The following is a 19157-nucleotide window of genomic DNA, read 5'->3' on the forward strand; positions in this document are numbered from 1 at the left end:
GCTCCGGGTCAGGCGCTGCGGGTGGCGATGGCGGGGGCGACGGCGGCCGCGCGCAGCGCCGGGCCGAGCACGGCGAGCTGGCCCAGCGCGCACAGCAGCAGCGCGCCGACCGGCAGGTAGCTGGCCGGCAACCGTTCCAGTTCGAAGACCCGCATCAGCAGCACGTTGCCGCCGTAGGCCAGCAACATGCCCAGGGCCACGCCGGCGCCGACCAGCAGCAGATTCTCGGTCTGGAAATAACGCAGGATGTCGCGGCGGGTGGCGCCGAGCGCGCGGCGGATGCCGATCTGCTTGGTGCGCTGCTGCACCCAGAAGCTGACCAGGCCGACGATGCCCAGCGCGGTCACCAGCAGCATCGCGACGATGATCGCGACCAGCAGCCCGGTCATCGCCCGGTCGCTCTGGAAATACGTCTGGCGCAGGTCGTCCAGCGGCTTGCTGTTGGCGTTGTCCAGCACCGCCTCGGGCACCGCCCGTGCCACCGCTGCGCGCGCCTGCGCCAACACCCGTGGCAAGTCGCGCGGATCGGCACGCAGCACATAGGTGCCGGACTGCGCGGCCTCGCGCACCGGGATCACCACCGACCAGTCGCTGCCGATCACGCCATCCTCGCTGCGGCCCGGATCGGGGCGCGCCAGATGCTCCAGCGTGCCGATCACGCGGAAATGGCCGCCGGACCAGAATTCCTTGCCCAGCGGATCCTGGCCCGGCCACAGGTGCGCGGCCAGCGCCCGCGTGATCCACACGCCGGCCGCGGTCGGGATGCCGTTGTCGAGCGGCTGGTAGTCGGCCTCGCCGAAGGTGCGGCCGCTGTCCGGCTGCAGCGCCAGTGCCGCGACGGCGCCCGGGCTGACCATGTAGAAGTGCGGCACGCCGCCGACCCGGGTGCAGTCCTGGTCCAGGCACAGCCCGTTGTTGAACACCGGCGGCGCGAACGGGACAGTGTTGATGGCACCGGCCGCGCGCACGCCGGGCGTGCGGCGCACCGCATCCAGCGCGCGGGCGTTGACGTCGGCGGCGTTGCAGCCGTCGCAGCCGGACAGCGACACCAGGCCCAGCGCGGTCTCGTCGATGCCGCTGCGCAGGTGCACCAGCTCCAGACGATTGCCGATCAGGAAGAAGGCGTTGCACAGCACGGCGCAGGCCAGCGCCACTTCCAGCGCGATCAGCGCCGCGGCGATGCGATGGCGCGACAGCGCGCTGAGGATGGGAGTGATGTGCATCGTCGTGCGCCCCGGTTACAGACTTTTGAGTTGCATGGCCGGCGCGATACGGCTGGCGCGCAGGGCGGGGAACAGGCCGGCGGCAAGGCTGCAGGCGATCGCCAGTGCGAAGGTGCCGGCGAACGTCGTCGGATCCAGATGCGCCAGGTCGGCGTAGGCGGTGGGCTGCTGGCGCACGCTCCACAGGCCCAGCAGGGTCAGCAGCCAGCCGCCGGCGCCGCCGAGCAGGCCGATCACGCTGGCCTCGGTCAGGCACTGCGCGAAGATCGCGCGACGCGAGGCCCCCAGCGCGCGGCGCACGCCGATCTCGCCGCCGCGGCGCAGGAACTTGGCCAGCAGCAGGCCGACGCTGTTGAACAGGCACAGGCCCAGAAACGCCAGCGCCAGCCAACTCTGCAGGCGCACGTCGCCCGGCACCACGCGGTTATGGTCCAGCCATTGCGGCAGCGACAGCAGGCGCGCGGTGTCGGCGCGGCCGATGCGCCCGGCGGCGTGCTGCTGCGCGGCGTAGTCGGCCAGCAGCCGGCGGTAGTCGGCGACCTTCGCCGGCGTGTCCAGCTGCACCCACAACTGCAGCCACACGCACGGCGCGCTGCGCAGGTCCAGGTTGGCCTCGGGCTTGCTGAAACAGGTCCACGGCTGGATGTGGCCGTCGTTGACCTCCAGGCTGCTGGACAGCGGCATGAACACGTCCTGCGGCCGTCCGTAGAAGCTGGCGGTATCGCCATGGGCGAAGCTGCCGCCGGCCAGCGTGTAGAACAGCGGCGACGGCCGCCACGGTGCCAGCACGCCGACGATGCGCACCGCCGTGCCGCGCACCAGCAGGCTGCGGCCGACGCTGTTGCGGCCCTGGAACAGCTTGGCGTTGAGGTCGGACGAGATCACCGCCACCCGCGCCCGGTCCTGGTCGTCGCGCGCGCGCCAGCCGCTGCCGTAGGCGAACGGCACCTGGAACATCGGGAAGAAATCGGCCTGGGTCATCAACAACTGGGTCATGAACGGCGGGGTGGCGCCGTCTGCCGCGTGCACCTTGATCTCGCTCTCGGCGACCATGGCCTGGCGATCGGCGCGCCCGCGCGTCCACAGGTCCATGGCCGAGGGGTAGTCGAGCTTGTCGAAAGGCTTCTGGTTGGCGCCGTTGCTGGGGCGCGGATCGAGTTGCGCGAAGAAGATCTGCTGGCTGCGCCCGGGCAAGGGATCGCCGGACAGCAACCGCATCACCGTCAGCGTGGTCATCGCCGCGCCGATGCCCACGGCGATGGACAGCACCATCAGCGCGGTGAGCACCGGGCTGCGGCGCAGGCTGCGTACTGCCAGTTGGATGTAGTAACGGAACATGGGGTCCTTGGCTCAGGCGCTGCGGGTGGCGGTGGCGGGCGGGATCGCGGCGGCGCGCCGCGCCGGCGACAACACCGCGCATTGGCCTAGCAGCAACAGGGCGAGCAAGCCGATCGGCAGGCAGGCGGCGGGCAGCCGCGGCAGCTCGTAGTGCTGCATCAACCAGAGATTGGCGATGTAGGCCAATGGCATGCCCAGGACCACGCCGCTGCCGATGACCACCAGGTTTTCCAGCAGGAAATGCCGCAGGATCTGGCCGCGGCTGGCGCCCAGGGCGCGGCGGATGCCGATCTGCCGGGTCCGCTGCTGGATCCAGAAACCGCTGAGACTGGCGATGCCGATCAGGGTGATGAGGGTGACCACCGCACTGGCGGTGCCGAACAGCCACACTGCGGCGCGGCGCGGCTGGAGCCGTTCGTTGCGCTGGGATTCGTAGTCGTTCGCACGGATCGTGATCCCGCGCAGCAGCGCGTCGCCGAACAACTGCTGCACACGTTGCGGGATCTCGGCCATCACGGCCGCGCGCCGCTCCGGCGCGGTCCTCACCGCGTAGGTCAGGATCGGCGTCCCGGTGACTGTGCCCGCCGTCAGCATCGTGTACTCGGCCTTGCCGTCGTCCAGCGCGTCGAGCTGGTAGCGCAGCAGGTGGCGGACGATGCCGACCACGACGAAACGCTTGGTCGCGTTCGCCTGTCCGTTGGTGAGCACGCCGCCCAGCGCCGGGCGCGAGCCGAACAGCCGCTGCGCCAGCGCCTGGGTGAGGATGACCGCGGTGGTGCGGTCGGACGCGGTCGCGGCGGGCAGGTCGCCGACCCGCATTTCGTCGGCGCTGAAGTTGCGTCCGGCCACCAGGTCCAGGCCCAACGCATCGATCAGGTCGTCGCCGACCAGCAGGCTCACGCGCTCGGTCGCCGCAGGGCCGGCGACGCGGCCGACCATGACCATGGAGGAACTCATTGGCAGGCCGATCGTCGGCGAGACCGCGGTGACTCCGGGGATGCGGCGCAGCGTGTCGGTGCCGGCGCGGATCTGCGGCGCTTTCCAGCCGCCTTGGCCATTGATCACCTGGTCGACCAAAATGACCTCATCGCGGGCGATGCCGTCCGGGACCAGCATCGGCGCCAGCTTCTGCCACAGCAGGAACAGCACGTTGGTCAGGATCGCGCAGGCCAGGCCGGTCTGCACGATCACCAGCAGCGGCATCAGCGGATGCCGCAACAGGGGTGAGAGATAGGGGCGCAGTGGCATCGACGGGCCCTCAGAGGCTTTTCACTTGCAGCGCCGGTTGCAGCAACGCTGCACGCCACGCCGGGAGCAGGCCGACCAGCAGGCCGGTGCCGATCGCCAGCGCCACCATCGCCAGGAACAGGCTGGGCTGGAAGCGTGCCAGGTCGCTGTAGGCCTCCGCCTGCATGCGCACGATCCACAGGGCGAACAGCGTGGCCGGCAATGCCAGCACGCCGCCCAACAGGCCGATCGCGCCGGCTTCGGTCAGGCAGCGGACGAACACCGCCGCGCGCGGGGCGCCCAGGACCCGGTGCACGCCGATTTCGGCGGAGCGGCGCAGGAAACGTGCGGCCAGCAGGCCGGCGACATTGACGATGCACAGCCCGAGCAGCGCGAGCGCCAGCCAGACGTTCAGGCGCACGCTGTCCGGGACCACGCGGTTGCGCGCAAGCCACTCGGCCACGCCGTACAAGGCGACCTGCGGCGCGCGCTGGAAAACCCCATCGGCATGGCGCGCTTGTGCGAACGCGGACAGCGCATCGCGGTAGGCGTTTACCTGCACGGGGGTGGACAACTGCGCCCAGAGCATCAGCCAGCGGCAGGCACCGAGGTCGAGTTCGTTGAAGCGCACGCCGGCGTGGCCGGTGTCGTCGCAGTCCTGGACGAATCCCGGCTTGGCGTCCGCGTCCAGGGCCGCCCGTGCCGGAACGAACACCTCCAGCGGATACTGCTGCCAGGCCGCTTCCGGCCCATTGAGGAAGTAGAAGGCCGGGCGCGGTCTCCAGTCGTCGCTGATGCCGACGACCTGGAACAGCTGCTTGCCCAGTCGGATCTGCCGGCCGACGCCGTTCTCGCTGCCCAGCAGCTTCAGGCTGAGCGCGTGGCTGATGATGGCCACCGGCGCACGGTTGCGTTCTTCTGCGTCCGTCCAGTAGCGGCCGGACCGCAGCGGCAGGCCGAACAGCGCCGGCATCGGTCCCAGCGCGCTGATCGCGTAGGCCTGCTGGTGGCGCGTGCGTGCCTGGTCGCTCACGTCGAACGTGCTCAGCGTCAGCGCCGCCTGCCGCACCTGCGGCAGCGTAGCCATGAATGCCGTGGCATCGTCCAGCTTCCACAGCGCCTGAGGCGGCTCGCCAGCGTCGGGGTCGTCCTGGCGGGCGATCTGCCGCGAGTCCACCCAGCCCAGGTACAGCTGCTGGCTGAGGCCGGGCAGTGGATCGGCGGACAGCATCGCCTGCAAGGTCAGCATCGTCATCACCGATGCCAGGCCCAGGGCGAGCGTGAGCACGGCGAGCAACACCGTGCGCGGATGCCGACGCATTCCACGCAATCCCAGTTCCACGGCATACGGCAGCGACATGGCAGGGCCTGTCTCAGCGGTGATCGTTGGCGGACGCCGCCGCCGCGCCGCCCTGCACCAGCACCGGTTCGCGCTGCAGGTCGGTGGCCTGGCCGTCGACGATGTGCACGTTGCGCTGCGCGCGCGCGGCCAGTTCCGGGTCGTGGGTGACCATGACGATGGTCGAGCCCTGCGCATTGATCTCCTCCAGCAGTTCCATCACCCCGCGCGCCATCTGCGAGTCGAGGTTGCCGGTCGGTTCGTCGGCCAGCAGCAGGCGCGGGCTGCCGGCCAGGGCGCGGGCGATCGCCGCGCGCTGCTGCTGGCCGCCGGACAGTTCGGACGGATAGTGCTTCATGCGCGAGCCCAGCCCGACCCGGCTCAGCGCCTCCTCGATGCGCTGCTTGCGCTCGGCCGCGCCCATGCCGCGGTAGCGCAGCGGCACGTCGACGTTGTCGAACAGGTTGAGGTCGGGGATCAGGTTGAAGCCCTGGAAGATGAAGCCGATCTTCTGGTTGCGCATGCGCGAGCGCGCATCGTCGTTGAGGTTGCTGACGTCCTGGCCGTCGAGCAGGTACTGGCCGCTGGTGAAGGTTTCCAGCAACCCGGCGATGTTGAGGAAGGTGGTCTTGCCCGACCCCGACGGCCCGGTGACGGCGACGAACTCGCCCTCGCGGACATGCAGGTCCAGCGAGCGCAACGCATGCGTCTCGACCTGTTCGGTGCGGAAGACCTTGGAGACGGAGCGCATTTCGAGCATGGCGTGAGTTCCTGTGGTGGTGGAGCGGGGATTGGGGATTAGGGATTAGGGATGTCGGGATTCGGAATCAGTGGCCAGGAAAGGAAAACGAGAGAGGCTTGCGAATCCCCAATCCCGATTCCCCAATCCCGGCTCCTAATGCACCGTCACCTGCGGCGCATCGCCGAACAGGTCGCTGCCGGAGACCACGACCCGGTCGCCCGGCTGCAGGCCCGAGCGCACTTCGACTTCGCCCAGGCTGGTGACGCCCAGTTCGACCGGGCGGCGCACCGCCGAGTCGCCGTCCATGACGTAGGCGTAGCGGCCGCCGGACTGTTCGACGAACGGGCCGCGCTCGAGCTTGAGCACGTTCTTGCGAGTATCCAGCAGCACCCGCGCGCTCATGCGCTGGCTCTGGCGCAGGCCCGGCGGCTGCTTGTCGGTGAAGCGGATGCGCGCGTTGACCTCGCCGTTGACCACTTCCGGCGACACCGCCGAGATCGCGCCGGCGAACGGTTCGCCGGCACCGCTGGTCAACTGCGCCGGCATGCCGATCGCCAGGTCGCGGGCGAAGCTTTCCGGCACCTTGATCTCCAGTTCGAACTTGGACAGGTCGACCACGCTCAGCACCGGCGCGTTGGCGGCGACGTTGGTGTGCTGCGAGACCTGCACCTGGCCGACCTGGCCGTCGAACGGCGAGCGCAGGGTCAGCAGGTCGACCTGGCGCTGCACCTCGGCCACCACCGCGCGCTGGCGCTCGGCGAGCAGGCGCTTGTTGCGCGCGTCCAGCGAGGCGCCCTGCGCCTGCAGGCCCGAATCCTTCTGCGCGTGGCTCATCGCGATGTCGGCCTTCTTCAGGGTGTCCTGGGCCTTGGCCAGTTCCACTGCCGGCACGGCGCCGCCTTCATAGCCGCGCTGGTAGCGCTCCAGGTCGCGGCTGGCCGCCTGCCGTTCGATCTGCGCCTGGTCGATCAGCTTGCTGGCATTGGCGCGGGCCAGGGTCGCGTCCAGGTCGGCACGGCCGGCCTCGGCCTGCAGGCCGGCCAGGGTGGCCTCTTCCTGGGCCAGCTTGCTGCGTAGTTCCGGGCTGTCGATCTCGGCCAGCTCCTGGCCCTGCTTGACCACGTCGCCGGCGACCACCTTCAGGGTCACGGTGCCGCCGGAGATCGCGTACAGGGTGGGGCTGTTGGCGGCGATCAGGCGGCCGTCGGCGGAGATGTCGCGGACCAGGTCGCCGCGGGTCACCGTGGCGATGCGCACCCGCTGTGCGTCGAACGAGCGGCTGCCGGCGATCCAGCCGCGTGCGGCGAAGGCGATGCCCAGCAGCACCAGCGCCGTGATCAGCCCGGGCCACAGCCAGCGGCGCCAGGCCGCGGAGCGGGGGCGGGCGAGAACCTGGTCCTGGGCGGAGGTGTCACGGATCATCGGACGGTCGCAGCGGTGAGGATGGGGACTTCACAGCATGATGCGTGCCAACTGCAAGTCATTGAATTGCATGCGTGCGGACGGCGCGGACAGGTGTCCGGGTGTCCGCGGACACGTTCGCGGACACCAGGGCGGGGGCATGCTCGGGAATGGGTGACACGCTCTGTGTCCGGCAGCGGACAGCGGCGAGACATTCAGCGGACTTCGCTAGAATGGCGGACTTTGCGGCGAAGGGCGTGGCTATGTGCGGTATCGTCGGTGCGATCGCGGATCGCGATGTGGTTCCGGTCCTGATCGAGGGGCTCAAGCGCCTGGAATACCGGGGCTACGACTCGGCCGGCATCGCCGCCATCGCCGACGGGCAGGTCCGCCGCGTGCGCCGTACCGGCCGCGTGTCCGAGACCGAGAGCGCCGCGCTGGCCGAAGGCCTGCACGCGCCGCTGGGCATCGGCCACACCCGCTGGGCGACCCATGGCGGCGTCACCGAGGCCAATGCGCACCCGCACGTCAGTCATGGCGACCTGGCGCTGGTCCACAACGGCATCATCGAGAACCACGAGCAGCAGCGCGAACGCCTGACCGCGCTGGGCTACGTGTTCGAATCGCAGACCGATACCGAGGTCATCGCCCACCTGATCCACCACTACATCGCCCAGGGCCGCGACCTGCTCGGCGCGCTGCAGGCGGCGGTGAAGGAGCTGACCGGCGCCTATGCCGTGGCCGCGGTGAGCAAGTCGCGCCCGGACCTGCTGGTGTGCGCGCGCATGGGCTGCCCGCTGCTGATCGGCCTGGGCGAGGGCGAGAACTTCATCGCCTCGGATGTCTCGGCGGTGATCCAGGCCACGCGCCGGGTGATCTTCCTGGAAGAAGGCGACACCGCCGAACTGCGCCGCGACGGCGTGCAGGTGTACGACGCGCAGGACCAGCCGGTGCAGCGCGAGCCGCACGTCTCCGACGTGTCGCTGGCCTCGCTGGAGCTGGGCCCGTACCGCCACTTCATGCAGAAGGAGATCCACGAGCAGCCGCGCGCGCTGGCCGACACGCTGGAGGCGCTGTTCGACGCAGGCGGGTTCGACACCACGCTGTTCGGCAGCAAGGCCGAGGCGCTGCTGGCCGACGTGGACGGCGTGCAGATCCTGGCCTGCGGCACCAGCTACTACGCCGGGCTGACCGCGCGCTACTGGATCGAGGGCATCGCCGGGCTGCCGTGCAGCGTGGAGATCGCCAGCGAGTACCGCTACCGCGATGCCTGCGCCAATCCGCGGCAGCTGATCGTGACCATCTCCCAATCCGGCGAAACCCTGGACACGATGGAGGCGCTCAAGTACGCCAAGGCGCTGGGCCATACCAAGACCCTGTCGATCTGCAACGTGCCCGAGAGCGCGATCCCACGCGCCAGCGCGATGGTGCTGTACACCCGCGCCGGCGCCGAGGTCGGCGTGGCTTCGACCAAGGCCTTCACCACCCAGCTGGCGGCGCTGTTCCAGCTCACCTGCGTGCTGGCCAAGCGCCGCGGGCGGCTGAGCGCCGAACAGGAGGCCGAGTACCTGGAGCAACTGCGGTACCTGCCCGGCAGCGTGCAGCACGTGCTCAACCTGGAACCGCAGATCGCGGTATGGGCCGAGCGCTTCGCCGACAAGCACAACGCGCTGTTCCTCGGTCGCGGCCTGCATTACCCGATCGCCCTGGAAGGCGCGCTCAAGCTCAAGGAGATCACCTACATCCACGCAGAGGGCTATCCGGCCGGCGAGCTCAAGCACGGCCCGCTGGCGCTGGTCGACGCCAACATGCCGGTGGTGGTGATCGCGCCCAACGACACCTTGCTGGAGAAGGTGAAGTCGAACATGCAGGAAGTGCGCGCGCGCGGCGGCGAGCTGTTCGTGTTCGCCGACCAGGACAGCAACTTCAACGAGTCCGAAGGCGTGCACGTGATCCGTACGCCGCGCCACGCCGGCGTGCTCAGCCCGGTGCTGCACACCGTGCCGGTGCAGTTGCTGGCCTACCACACCGCGCTGGCGCGCGGCACCGACGTGGACAAGCCGCGCAACCTGGCCAAGTCGGTGACGGTGGAGTAGTCGCCGGGGCGCAGGGCGATGCCGACGCTGCGCTATGCTGGCGGCGAGGGCGCGTCCATCGCCTGCAACCCAGGAGCGACACGATGCAGGATGTCCACGAAACGCGTGGGTCGCCGCAGGCGTCGCTGCGGGCGCTGATCGAACGGGTGCAATGGATGCGGCGGTTGGCCCTGTCCGCGACGGTGCTGTCCGCGGTGATGATCACGCTGAGCTATCTGCTGCTGATCTGGCCGATCTTCCAGCCGCACGACCTGAGCAATTCCAGGGTGCAGCAGTTCCTGCTGTCGGAGGAGTTCAGGGCGCGCACGGCGCCGCTGTTCGCGCAGATGCAGCGCTACAACGCGTCTCCCGAGGGATCTCCGGTCGAACGCCCGGACGAGTTCTACGCCGGCAGCGGATCGATGTCCGGGCTGGTGGTGGTGGTCCACTATCTGGTCGTCGCCCGTGGGCAGGGGGCGGCGGACCACGTGCGGGCCAGCTATGTGCCCGATATCGACGTCCGACTGGATCCCCGCTATCTGATCTTCTACCTGGCGCTCATGGCAGGTGCCGTCGTGCTGCTGCATTTCATCCTGCGCCCAGCATCGAAGCCGCAACGCCAGTTTGAGCAGCGCTTGCTGGAACGGTCCTACGCCGATCCAGCGCCAGCCGTCGATGATGCGAGCACGCCGGGCGGTGATCTGGCGCAGTTGTTCAACCTGCTGCAGAACTTCCACGCGTTCGTACGGCAGATCGGCAAGCGCCACGCAACACGGACGGCCATGACCTTCGTCGACGAGCACGACGTGCAGGATGCTCTGCACGCGCTGTTGAAGCTGCATTACCTGCACGTGCGTGCCGAGGAGTACACGCCGAGCTATGCCGGCAACAGTTCGCGGATGGATTTTCGGCTCGACGACAACGAGGTCGCGATCGAAGTGAAAATGACGCGCGATGGGCTGCGGGATCGCGAGATCGTCGATCAGTTGGTGATCGATGCCGCCCGTTATAGCCAGCATCCTGGCGTCAAGCGCCTGGTGTGCCTGATCTACGATCCGGCCGGGTTGCTGGACAACCCGGCGGTGCTCAAGAAAGATCTTGAATCCGGCCGCCTAGGCCTGCGGGTCAACGTGGTGATCGCGCCGCAGCATGCCTGAGCGCGCTGCGCTCAGTCGCTGGAGGTGTTGGAGATGATCTCCACCCGGTAGCCGTCCGGGTCCTTGATGAAGGCGATGTTGCGCATGCGCCCGTCGCTCAGGCGCTTCTGGAACGGCACGTGCAGCGCTTCGAAGCGTGCGCAGGCCGCATGCAGGTCCGGCACCGACACGCACAGATGGCCGAAGCCGCGCGGCTCGCTGTTGCCGTCGTGGTAGACCGGGCCATCCAGCCGTTCGCTGCCGTGGTTGTGGGTCGATTCCAGCACGCCGGGCCGGCCGTCCACATCTGCCGCTGCGCCGGGTCTGCCGGCACCTGTACCTTCGGTGGTGGGCATGGCGGTCTCGCATGGGGGAGGCGCCGCGTTGTGCGGCTTGGCGCAATTCCAAGGGCGACGGCGTAGCGGCCGATGTAGAGCGCGGCGAGAGAGTCGTGCGGCTCCGCCTGTTGGCAGAGGCGCCGCCGATCTGCTAACGCACTGGCCCGGGTTATGCATAAGCTTCCTGCGAGGGTTCCCACCACGCAGGAGGACGCATGTACGAGTCTTTCAGACAGGGGGCGCCGGCCGAGCTGTGGCAGGCGCTGGTGCACGAGGCCGGGCAGCGCCTGGGCCGGCCGCTGGACGAACCGCGCGAGCACTATCTGGTGTTCGTGCTGCTGCGCTACCAGCGCGACGCGCAGTTGCTGGCGCGCATCCAGGCGCTGGCCTGGCTGCATGCGCAGGAGCAGGTGGGGCGTGCGCGTGCCGACGCCTTGCGCGAGGTCGGCGACGGTTGCCTGCTGATCGCCGGGCTGTTCCCTGGCGTGGCGGCGCGACGTCGGGTCAGCGTGGACTACTTCATCGATCTGGGCCGCGGCGCCTATGCCGAAGTCGCCGAGACCCGCGACAGCGACGCGGGGCTGTTCGCGCAGCTCGCGCGCAGCTATCGCGAATTGGTCGGCACGCTGGGGGCGCTGCGTCCGCCGCGGCACGAGGTAGCGGGGTTGCAGGCGGCGCTGCACGCCTAGCTGAAGCGTTCTTGCAGGAGCCGTGTTGTAGCAGCGGCTTCAGCCGTGGCGGGCATTGCCATGACGCCTGTCGTGGCCGATCCTGGAAACCGCCAGCGCCGCGCCTGCGGGAGACGGCCGCACCGGCGCGCGCGGACGCGTCCAGGCCATCCAGCGCGCTCGCCCGCATGCGCGGGCGCCCCTGGCATCGGCCCGCTGGCTACCGCACCGACGAAGGGGGCGACGACGCGTCCTGCTGCAGTTGCTGTTGGCCATCGGGTACCGCCATCAGCACGCCCGCGATGGCGCTGACGTCGGCGATGAGGCGCTCGGCGGTCTTCCCGGTCGGGACCCCCAACACGATGGCGCCGACGCGGTCGAGCGTGTACAGCAGCGGGGCATGCCAGCCCGCCGCCGCCGCGCTGATGCGGCGCTTGGTCTGCTCGACGTCGCCGCTGCGATCGAAGTAGACGATCACTGCCCTGGCCGCGTTGGCGTCCTGCGCGTCGGCAGCCGCGTGGGTGCCGTCCGGCAGCAGAGGGCGTTGCTGCATGGCGGTCGAACATGCGCAAGCGGCGAGCACGGCCAGGCAGGCGATGCCTGCCAGGCCGAGCCACCGGCGGGCCGCGGGAACGGCGGCGTTGGCGGATTCGTGCATCGAGGGGGTCTCCTGGGCGATCGACGGTGACAGCCCCGCGTGCGTGGTGCGCACAGGGCTGCCCGAACCCTCGCATGTACCGGGTGAACTGCGGCCGACCCTGGATGGGGAGAACGACCGTCGACGGACAGCGCCGCGCCGCGTTGCCGTCCGCTCAGAACCAGAACCGCAGGCCGGCGACCCAGCGTGTCTCGCGCGCCGCCTCGCCATCGGCGCGGCGCAGGTCGGCGGTGTCGCCGAAGCTGCGCACGTGCTCCACGCCGACATACGGCGCGAACCGGCGCGTGACCTCGTAGCGCAGGCGCAACCCGCCCTCCACGGTGGTCAGGCCGCTGCCGGTACGATGCGCCGGATCGTCGCGCGCGGCCAGTTCGGCTTCCAGCCGTGGCTGCAGGATCAGGCGATTGGTCAGCAGCACGTCGTACTCGCCTTCCAGGTGCAGGTTGGCATGGCCGCCCTCGCCGACGTAGAGCATGGCCGACACCTCGAACTTGTACGGCGCCATGCCTTGCACGCCGAACGCCGCCGAGGTTCGCGCGCGGCCCGGCGCGAATGTCTGCCTGGCGCCGATCAGCATGTCCCACCAGGGCGAGATCGCGCGGCCATAAGCCAGTTCCAGCGAGGAGGCCGTGGTGCGGCCGCCCTCGCGTTTGCCGTCGCTGCGCAGCCACAGCCGGTCGATGTCGCCGCCGTACCAGCCACGTGCCTCCCAGGCCTGGCCGCTGCCGTGGGCGTTGTCCCAGCCCTCCAGGCGATCGACCAGCAGGTAGCCGATGCGCGCCGCGCCGTGCGCCATGCCGTGGTCGCGCAGCACGGGGAATGCGGCTGCGCGATCGGCGTCGGTGATCGGCGGGATCGGCTCGCGTGGCAGCGACGTGTCGGCGCTCGCAGGACACTGGCATGCGCTCGCGGTCGCGGTCGACGCGGGCGCGGTGGGCATCGCATGGTCGATGCCGTCGTGATGCATGCCGTCGTGTGCGTGATGCGCGCGGTGGCTGTGATCGACCTGCGACGCCGGCGCGGCCGCGTGGTCCTTCGTGGCGTGGTCCATGTGCGCGTGCGACAGGGCGTCGGCGTGCTCTGCCGCAGGCGTGTCTTGCATGGTCGACGCGTGCGCGGCATGCCCCATGGCTGCGTGGTCCATGGCGCCGTGCATTGCCGTGTCGGGCTGCGATGCCTCCGCAGCGCCCGCCATGGGTGTGGTGGCAGCGGGTGCCGGGCAGGCGCAGGGCGCGGCAGTGGGTGCGTCGCCGCCGTCGGTATCGGCCGTGTGGGCATGCTGCGCTTGCGCCGCAGCGTGCGCGAGCAGCAGCGCCAGGCCGGTGGCCTGGGCGAGCGGAGCGAGGCGGAGGCGGCTCATGCGTCCACCCGCACTTCGCGCATCATGCCGCCGTCCATGTGGTAGAGCAGGTGGCAGTGGTAGGCCCAGCGGCCCAGCGCATCGGCGCGCACGCGGTAGCTGCGGCGCGTGCCCGGCGGCATGTCCACGGTGTGCTTGCGCACCTGGAAGCGGCCGGCCGCGTCCTCGACGTCGCTCCACATGCCGTGCAGGTGGATCGGGTGCTGCATCATCGTGTCGTTGACCAGCACGATGCGCAGGCGCTCGCCGTAGTTCAGCCGCAGCGGCTCGGCGCTGGCGAAGGGAATGCCGTCGAACGACCAGGCGAACTTCTCCATGTTGCCGGTCAGGTGCAACTGGATCTCGCGCCCCGGCTCGCGTCCGTCCGGGTCCTCGAACAGGCTGTGCAGGTCGGCGTAGCTCAGCACGCGGCGGCCGTTGTCGCGCAGGCCGATGCCCGGGTCGTCCAGCCGTGGCGCGGTGGCGGCGGACTGCATGTCCACCAGCGGATTGCCGCGTTCGCTGCGTGGGTGCGCAGGTGCGGTGGCAGCGCCTGCAGCCGCGTGCGCGGCGTGCTCCATGCCCGGCATGCCGGCCATGTGCATGTTCGCGCCGCAGCCGCCCTCCATGCCGGCGTGCCCGGCCATCGCATGGCCCATGTCCTGCATGCGCAGCAGCGGACGCGGATCGTTCGCCGGCACCGGTGCCTGCAGTCCTTCGCGCACTGCGAGCGTGCCGCGCGCGTGGCCGGTGCGGCCCATGTCCTGCGCGAACACCGTGTACGCGTCCTGGCCGCTGGGTTCGACCAGCACATCAAAGGTTTCGGCCGCGGCGATGCGGAATTCGTCCACGCTCACCGGATGCACATACTGGCCGTCGGCGGCGACCACGGTCATCTTCAGCCCGGGGATGCGCACGTCGAAGTAGCTCATGCTGGAGGCGTTGATGAAGCGCAGCAGCACCTTCTCGCCGGGACGGAACAGCCCGGTCCAGTTGCCGGCCGGGGTCATGCCGTTGAGCAGGTAGGTGTAGGTGTTGCCGTTGACGTCGGACAGGTCGCTGGGGGTCATGCGCATGCGCCCCCACATGCCGCGGTCGGCAAGGGTGGCGCGCAGCCCGTCCTCGCGCGCGTCGCGCAGGAAATCGCCGACGGTGCGCTGGTACAGGTTGTCGTAGGACGGCATCTGCTTCAGCCGCCGGAACAGCGCTGCCGGATCCAGGTCGGTCCAGTCCGACAGCAGCAGCACGTGCTCGCGGTCGTAGCGGTACGGCGGCGGCTCGCGCGGGTCGATGACGATGGCGCCGTACAGCCCGACCTGCTCCTGGTGCAGCGAATGGCTGTGGTACCAGTAGGTGCCGGACTGGCGCAGGGCGAAGCGGTACTGGTAGGTCTCGCCCGGGTAGATGCCGTCGAAGCTCATGCCCGGCACGCCGTCCATGTTGGCCGGCAGCAGCAGGCCATGCCAGTGCACCGAGGTCTGGGTGTGGCCGGGCAGGCGGTTGGCCACGCGGATGGTGACGGTGTCGCCTTCGCGCCAGCGCAGCAGCGGCGCCGGCACGCTGCCGTTGACGGCGATGGCGGGACGCTCGCGCCCGGTGAAGTTGACGCGGGTGCTGCCAATGCTCAGATCCAGGTCGGTGCCCTGCAGCACGTAGGGCGCGGCGCCGTTGCGGGCGAGCGCGCTGGCGTGGGCGCTGCGCAGCGGCAGCCCGGTGAGGCCGGCGGCGGCGCCCAGCGCCAGCCCGGTGACGAAGCGGCGCCGCGACGGCAGCGCCGGCAGGCCGGAAGAAGATGGGTTCATGTGCGATGTCCGTAAGCGGATGCGATGCGCCACGCAGCGCCGATGGGCGCTGCAGGCTCGGACGCGGCAGCGCCTGTGCGCTGCCACCGGGAGACCGCCCAGCAGGCGGCCGCGCGCGCTCAGGCGCTGGGAGGGCGTTCCAGCCGCGGCAGGCCGGGTGCGCCGTGCGCGCCCTGGGGAGCGGCTGCAATCAGGGTGCGGGGCAAGCGTGGCAGCGCCAGCGGCATCGCCAGCAGGGCCGGCAGCGGCTGCGCGTGCGGGCATTGGCAGCCGGCCATGCCGCCGCAGCCACCGTGCTTGCCGGCATGGTCGTGGCAGTGGCCGTCGTGATCCGCCGGCGGCGGTGGCGGCGCGTCGTGACAGGGCATTGCCGCATGCACCGGCGCCGCGCTGGCGACCGTGGCACCGGTGTCGTGCGTCGAAGTGCCGTGCGTCGCCATGCCAGGCATCGCCATGGCGGCCGCAGTGCCGTTGAGCAGCAGGCTCAGGCACAGCAGCAGGCGCAGCAGGATGGCGAAGGTCGGCACAGGCGGCAGCGTGGTAGCGGGAACGGAAGAGGATACCGAAGCCGGCGTGCGCGGCAAGCGACCGCCATCCGGCAAGGCTTGACTCTGGACCCGAGTCCAGGGAGTAGGGTGTGCGCATGCGATCCGACCCCGCCACCGCCCGCTTCACCATCGGCGCGCTCGCCCGCCAGGCCGATGTCGCCATCGACACCGTGCGCTACTACGAACGCCAGGGCCTGCTGCCACCCGCCCCGCGCCGCGCCTCCGGCTACCGCGAGTACGACACCGCGGCGGTGCAGCGGGTGCGCTTCATCCGCCGCGCCAAGGAACTGGGCTTTTCGCTGGAGGAGATCGGCGAGTTGCTGGCGTTGCAGGACGATCGCGTGCACGGCGTGGAGGGCATCAAGCAGCGCGCCAGCGCGCGCCTGCAGGCGCTGGATCGGCGCATCGCCGAGCTGACCGAGATGCGCGACACCCTGGCGGCGCTGGTCGAGGAGTGCCCCGGCCGCGGTGCGCCGGACGCCTGCCCGATCCTGGGCGACATCCGCGGCGATGCCGCCGGCGAGCCGTCGCGATGAGCACGGGTCGCGCCACCGCCTCGCTGACCTTGCCGGTGCAGGGCATGACCTGCGCCGCCTGCGCGGCCGGCGTGGAGAAGGCGCTGCAGCGCCTGCCCGGCGTGGCGGCGCAGGCCAGCTATGCCGGCGCGCGCGTGCAGGTGGACTACGATCCGCAGCAGGTGGATCTGCCGACGCTGCTGCAGCGCATCCAGCAGGCCGGCTACAGCGTGCCCATCGAGACCCTGACCCTGGAACTCAGCGGCCTGCACTGCGCGTCCTGCGTCGCGTCCATCGATGCGGTGCTGGCGAAGACCCCGGGCGTGCTCGCCGGCCACGCCAACCTGGCCTCGGCCAAGGCGCGGGTGGAGATCGTGCCTGGTGCGGTCGCGCCGGCGGAGCTGGTCGCACGGATTGAACGCGCCGGGTTCGGCGCGCGCGTCGCGCAGGCCATGGACCCGGCGCAGCTGGCCGAGCGCGAGCGCAGCGAGCGGCACGCCTGGCGACGCGAGCTGGGCCTGTTCGCCGCGGCGGTGTTGCTCACCCTGCCGTTCTGGGGGCAGATGCTCGGCATGCTGGATGGCGACGCCCTGCGCGGCGGGCACGTCGAACCGCTGCCGCGCTGGCTGCAGTTGCTGCTCGCCACCCCGGTGCAGTGCTGGATCGGTGCGCGCTTCTACCGCGCCGGCTACCGCGCGCTGCGCAACGGCAGCGCCAACATGGATGTGCTGGTCGCGCTGGGCACCGGCATGGCCTATCTGTACAGCGCCGTGGTCACCGTGGCCGGCCTGCATGGCCAGCACGTGTACTTCGAGGCCAGCACCAGCGTCATCACCCTGGTGCTGCTCGGGCGCCTGCTCGAAGCGCGCGCCAAGCGCCGCACCACCGCGGCGGTGCGCGCGCTGCTCGACCTGGCGCCGACCACCGCGCGGGTCGAGCGCGACGGCACCGTCGTGGAGGTGGATGCGGCGGAACTGGCGGTCGGCGACGTGTTCGTGGTCGCTGCCGGCGAGCGCGTGCCGGTGGACGGCGAGGTGCTCGACGGCCATTCCAGCGTGGACGAGGCGATGCTGTCCGGCGAGGCCATGCCGGTGGCCAAGGCGCCGGGCAGTCGCCTGCACGCGGCCACGGTCAACCAGCTCGGCCTGTTGCGCGCGCGCGCCACCGGTGTCGGCGCCGACACCCTGCTGGCGCAGATCGTGCGCATGGTCGACGCCGCGCAAGGCTCGCGCGCGCCGATCCAGCGCCTGGTCGACCGCATCGCCGCGGTGTTCGTGCCGGCGGTGCTGGCGATCGCCGCCATCACCCTTGGCGCGACCTGGGCGCTGCGCGGCAGCTTCGCCGAGGCGCTGGTGCACGCGGTGGCGGTGCTGGTGATCGCTTGCCCGTGCGCGCTTGGCCTGGCCACGCCGACCGCGATCATGGTCGGCACCGGCGTCGGCGCCCGCGCCGGCATCCTGATCCGCGACGCCGAAGTGCTGGAACGCGCCCGTGCGCTGACCGCGCTGGTGGTCGACAAGACCGGCACCCTGACCCTGGGCCAGCCGCAGGTGACCGCGGTGCTGGTCGCCGACGCTGCCGAGACCGCGCCGCTGTTGCGCCTGGCCGCGGCGCTGGAGACCGGCTCGGCGCATCCGCTGGCGCGTGCCATCGTGCAGCGCGCCGCCGAGTTGGGCGTGCGCGCGGCCGTGCCGGCACCGTCGGCTGAGGCGGTGCAGACGTTGCCGGGGCAGGGTGTGTGCGGCCGCGTGGACGGGCGCGAGGTGGCGCTGGGCGCGCTGGCGTGGCTCGACGGCCTGGTCGCCGCACCGGCCGACCCGGCGCTGCGCCGCCAGGCCGAGGCGGCGCAGGCGCAGGGCCACAGCGTGGTCGGGGTGGCGGTGGACGGCGCGATGGCCGGCTACATCGCCATCGCCGATCCGCTGCGCGAGGATGCCGCCGAGGCGGTGGGGTTGCTGCAGGCGCGCGGCATCGCGGTGGCCATGCTCAGCGGCGACAACCGCCACGCGGCGCAGGCGGTGGCCGTGCGGCTCGGCATCGAGCAGGTGCAGGCCGAGGTGCTGCCGCAGGACAAGGCCGAGCACGTGCGCCGGCTGCAGGCCGTGCCGGGCGCACATGTGGGCATGGTCGGCGACGGCATCAACGATGCCCCGGCACTGGCCGCGGCCGACGTCAGTTTCGCCATCGGCAGCGGCTCGGACATCGCCATCGAGGCGGCCGACGTGGTGCTGATGCACGGCGACCTGGCCGGTGTCGCCGCCGCCATCGACCTGTCCGCGGCGACGGTGCGCAAGATCCGCCAGAACCTGTTCTTCGCCTTCGTCTTCAACGGCCTGGGCATCCCGCTGGCCGCGTTCGGCCTGCTCAACCCGGTGATCGCCGGCGCGGCGATGGCGCTGAGTTCGGTCTCGGTGCTGGGCAACGCGCTGCTGCTGAATCGCTGGCGTCCGCAATGAGCGCGGATTCGATTTCCTGACCCTGGAGCCTGACATGCACCATCTCGATCTTCTGGTCCACGGCATGAGCTGCGGTGGCTGCAGCGCACGGCTGCAGCGGGTGCTCGACGCCTGCCCGGGCGTGGCCGCCAGCACGGTGCTGCTGGAAGGCGGGCGCGTCGGCATCGACTACGACCCCGCGCGCATCGACGTGGCCGCGCTGGAGCAGGCGATCGCCGACGCCGGCTTCAGCGTGGCCGCTGGCTGAGCGCCGCTCCGACGCCGCTCCGACGCCGCGCCACGCCAGGTGAACGCCGGCGTGGCGGCCGCTGCCGCGCATGGCCCGGGCGCGTGGCCGGGCGTGTATCGTGGG

The 19157-nt window shown here is 70.8% G+C and carries 16 protein-coding genes and 1 pseudogene; 6 read left to right on the plus strand and 11 right to left on the minus strand.

Annotation, left to right across the window (positions count from 1 at the left end; translation table 11 throughout):
• Window positions 1–8 precede the first annotated feature (8 nt).
• From ACHWVH_RS03790 to ACHWVH_RS03815, 6 genes are all read right to left on the minus strand, one after another.
• Window positions 9–1223 carry an ABC transporter permease gene (locus ACHWVH_RS03790; protein WP_394686697.1) on the minus strand — a complete coding sequence of 405 codons (1215 nt, stop codon included), beginning with the start codon at window positions 1221–1223 and terminating at the stop codon, window positions 9–11.
• Window positions 1224–1238: 15 nt separating this feature from the next.
• Window positions 1239–2561: an ABC transporter permease gene (locus ACHWVH_RS03795; RefSeq protein WP_295936529.1), complete on the minus strand. Its 1323-nt coding sequence runs from the start codon at window positions 2559–2561 to the stop codon at window positions 1239–1241.
• Between the two features lie 12 nt (window positions 2562–2573).
• Entirely contained in the window at window positions 2574–3809 is a 1236-nt protein-coding gene (locus tag ACHWVH_RS03800; RefSeq protein WP_394686698.1) for an ABC transporter permease, read from the minus strand.
• A 10-nt stretch (window positions 3810–3819) separates the two neighbouring features.
• On the minus strand, window positions 3820–5148 hold the full coding sequence (locus tag ACHWVH_RS03805; protein WP_267102679.1) for an ABC transporter permease: 1329 nt from the start codon (window positions 5146–5148) through the stop codon (window positions 3820–3822).
• Between the two features lie 13 nt (window positions 5149–5161).
• Window positions 5162–5887: an ABC transporter ATP-binding protein gene (locus ACHWVH_RS03810; RefSeq protein WP_017910317.1), complete on the minus strand. Its 726-nt coding sequence runs from the start codon at window positions 5885–5887 to the stop codon at window positions 5162–5164.
• Window positions 5888–6022: 135 nt separating this feature from the next.
• Window positions 6023–7291 carry an efflux RND transporter periplasmic adaptor subunit gene (locus ACHWVH_RS03815; RefSeq protein WP_394686699.1) on the minus strand — a complete coding sequence of 423 codons (1269 nt, stop codon included), beginning with the start codon at window positions 7289–7291 and terminating at the stop codon, window positions 6023–6025.
• A 242-nt stretch (window positions 7292–7533) separates the two neighbouring features.
• Between ACHWVH_RS03815 and glmS the strand changes: the two genes are divergently transcribed.
• Together glmS and ACHWVH_RS03825 are read left to right on the plus strand one after the other, a co-directional pair.
• Complete coding sequence (gene glmS / locus ACHWVH_RS03820) at window positions 7534–9366, plus strand: glutamine--fructose-6-phosphate transaminase (isomerizing) (RefSeq protein ID WP_017916681.1); 1833 nt, start codon at window positions 7534–7536, stop codon at window positions 9364–9366.
• Window positions 9367–9449: 83 nt separating this feature from the next.
• Window positions 9450–10502 (plus strand): hypothetical protein, encoded by a 1053-nt coding sequence (locus ACHWVH_RS03825; protein ID WP_295925159.1) that lies wholly within the window; start codon window positions 9450–9452, stop codon window positions 10500–10502.
• Between the two features lie 11 nt (window positions 10503–10513).
• On the opposite strand, the pseudogene ACHWVH_RS03830 reads toward ACHWVH_RS03825, so the two are convergent.
• Window positions 10514–10812: pseudogene (locus tag ACHWVH_RS03830) on the minus strand (lactoylglutathione lyase); the annotation flags it as partial.
• A 222-nt stretch (window positions 10813–11034) separates the two neighbouring features.
• On the opposite strand from ACHWVH_RS03830, the gene ACHWVH_RS03835 reads away from it, so the two are divergent.
• Entirely contained in the window at window positions 11035–11508 is a 474-nt protein-coding gene (locus ACHWVH_RS03835; RefSeq protein ID WP_295925162.1) for a hypothetical protein, read from the plus strand.
• A gap of 199 nt (window positions 11509–11707) precedes the next feature.
• Here the strand turns inward: ACHWVH_RS03835 and ACHWVH_RS03840 are convergent, their stop codons facing one another.
• The 4 genes from ACHWVH_RS03840 to ACHWVH_RS03855 form a co-directional block, all read right to left on the minus strand.
• Window positions 11708–12145, minus strand: a complete 438-nt coding sequence (locus tag ACHWVH_RS03840) for a hypothetical protein (protein WP_295925164.1) — start codon at window positions 12143–12145, stop codon at window positions 11708–11710.
• A gap of 154 nt (window positions 12146–12299) precedes the next feature.
• A complete protein-coding gene (locus ACHWVH_RS03845; protein WP_394686700.1) occupies window positions 12300–13505 on the minus strand; it encodes a copper resistance protein B in 1206 nt (401 codons plus the stop codon).
• A complete protein-coding gene (locus ACHWVH_RS03850; protein WP_394686701.1) occupies window positions 13502–15286 on the minus strand; it encodes a copper resistance system multicopper oxidase in 1785 nt (594 codons plus the stop codon). Before ACHWVH_RS03850 ends, ACHWVH_RS03845 begins: the two co-directional genes overlap by 4 nt.
• A gap of 119 nt (window positions 15287–15405) precedes the next feature.
• Window positions 15406–15813 carry a CopL family metal-binding regulatory protein gene (locus tag ACHWVH_RS03855; RefSeq protein WP_394686702.1) on the minus strand — a complete coding sequence of 136 codons (408 nt, stop codon included), beginning with the start codon at window positions 15811–15813 and terminating at the stop codon, window positions 15406–15408.
• Between the two features lie 116 nt (window positions 15814–15929).
• Between ACHWVH_RS03855 and ACHWVH_RS03860 the strand changes: the two genes are divergently transcribed.
• Genes ACHWVH_RS03860 through ACHWVH_RS03870 form a run of 3 tightly spaced genes read left to right on the plus strand, consistent with a single transcriptional unit; the run spans window position 15930 to window position 19052 of the window.
• On the plus strand, window positions 15930–16370 hold the full coding sequence (locus tag ACHWVH_RS03860) for a heavy metal-responsive transcriptional regulator (RefSeq protein WP_295965383.1): 441 nt from the start codon (window positions 15930–15932) through the stop codon (window positions 16368–16370).
• Complete coding sequence (locus ACHWVH_RS03865; protein ID WP_295965384.1) at window positions 16367–18805, plus strand: heavy metal translocating P-type ATPase; 2439 nt, start codon at window positions 16367–16369, stop codon at window positions 18803–18805. Before ACHWVH_RS03860 ends, ACHWVH_RS03865 begins: the two co-directional genes overlap by 4 nt.
• A 34-nt stretch (window positions 18806–18839) precedes the next feature.
• Entirely contained in the window at window positions 18840–19052 is a 213-nt protein-coding gene (locus ACHWVH_RS03870) for a heavy-metal-associated domain-containing protein (protein WP_267092915.1), read from the plus strand.
• The last annotated feature ends 105 nt before the right edge of the window (window positions 19053–19157 follow it).

Origin of the sequence: uncultured Xanthomonas sp., from assembly GCF_964278005.1 — a bacterium.
Lineage (GTDB): Bacteria > Pseudomonadota > Gammaproteobacteria > Xanthomonadales > Xanthomonadaceae > Xanthomonas_A > Xanthomonas_A sontii.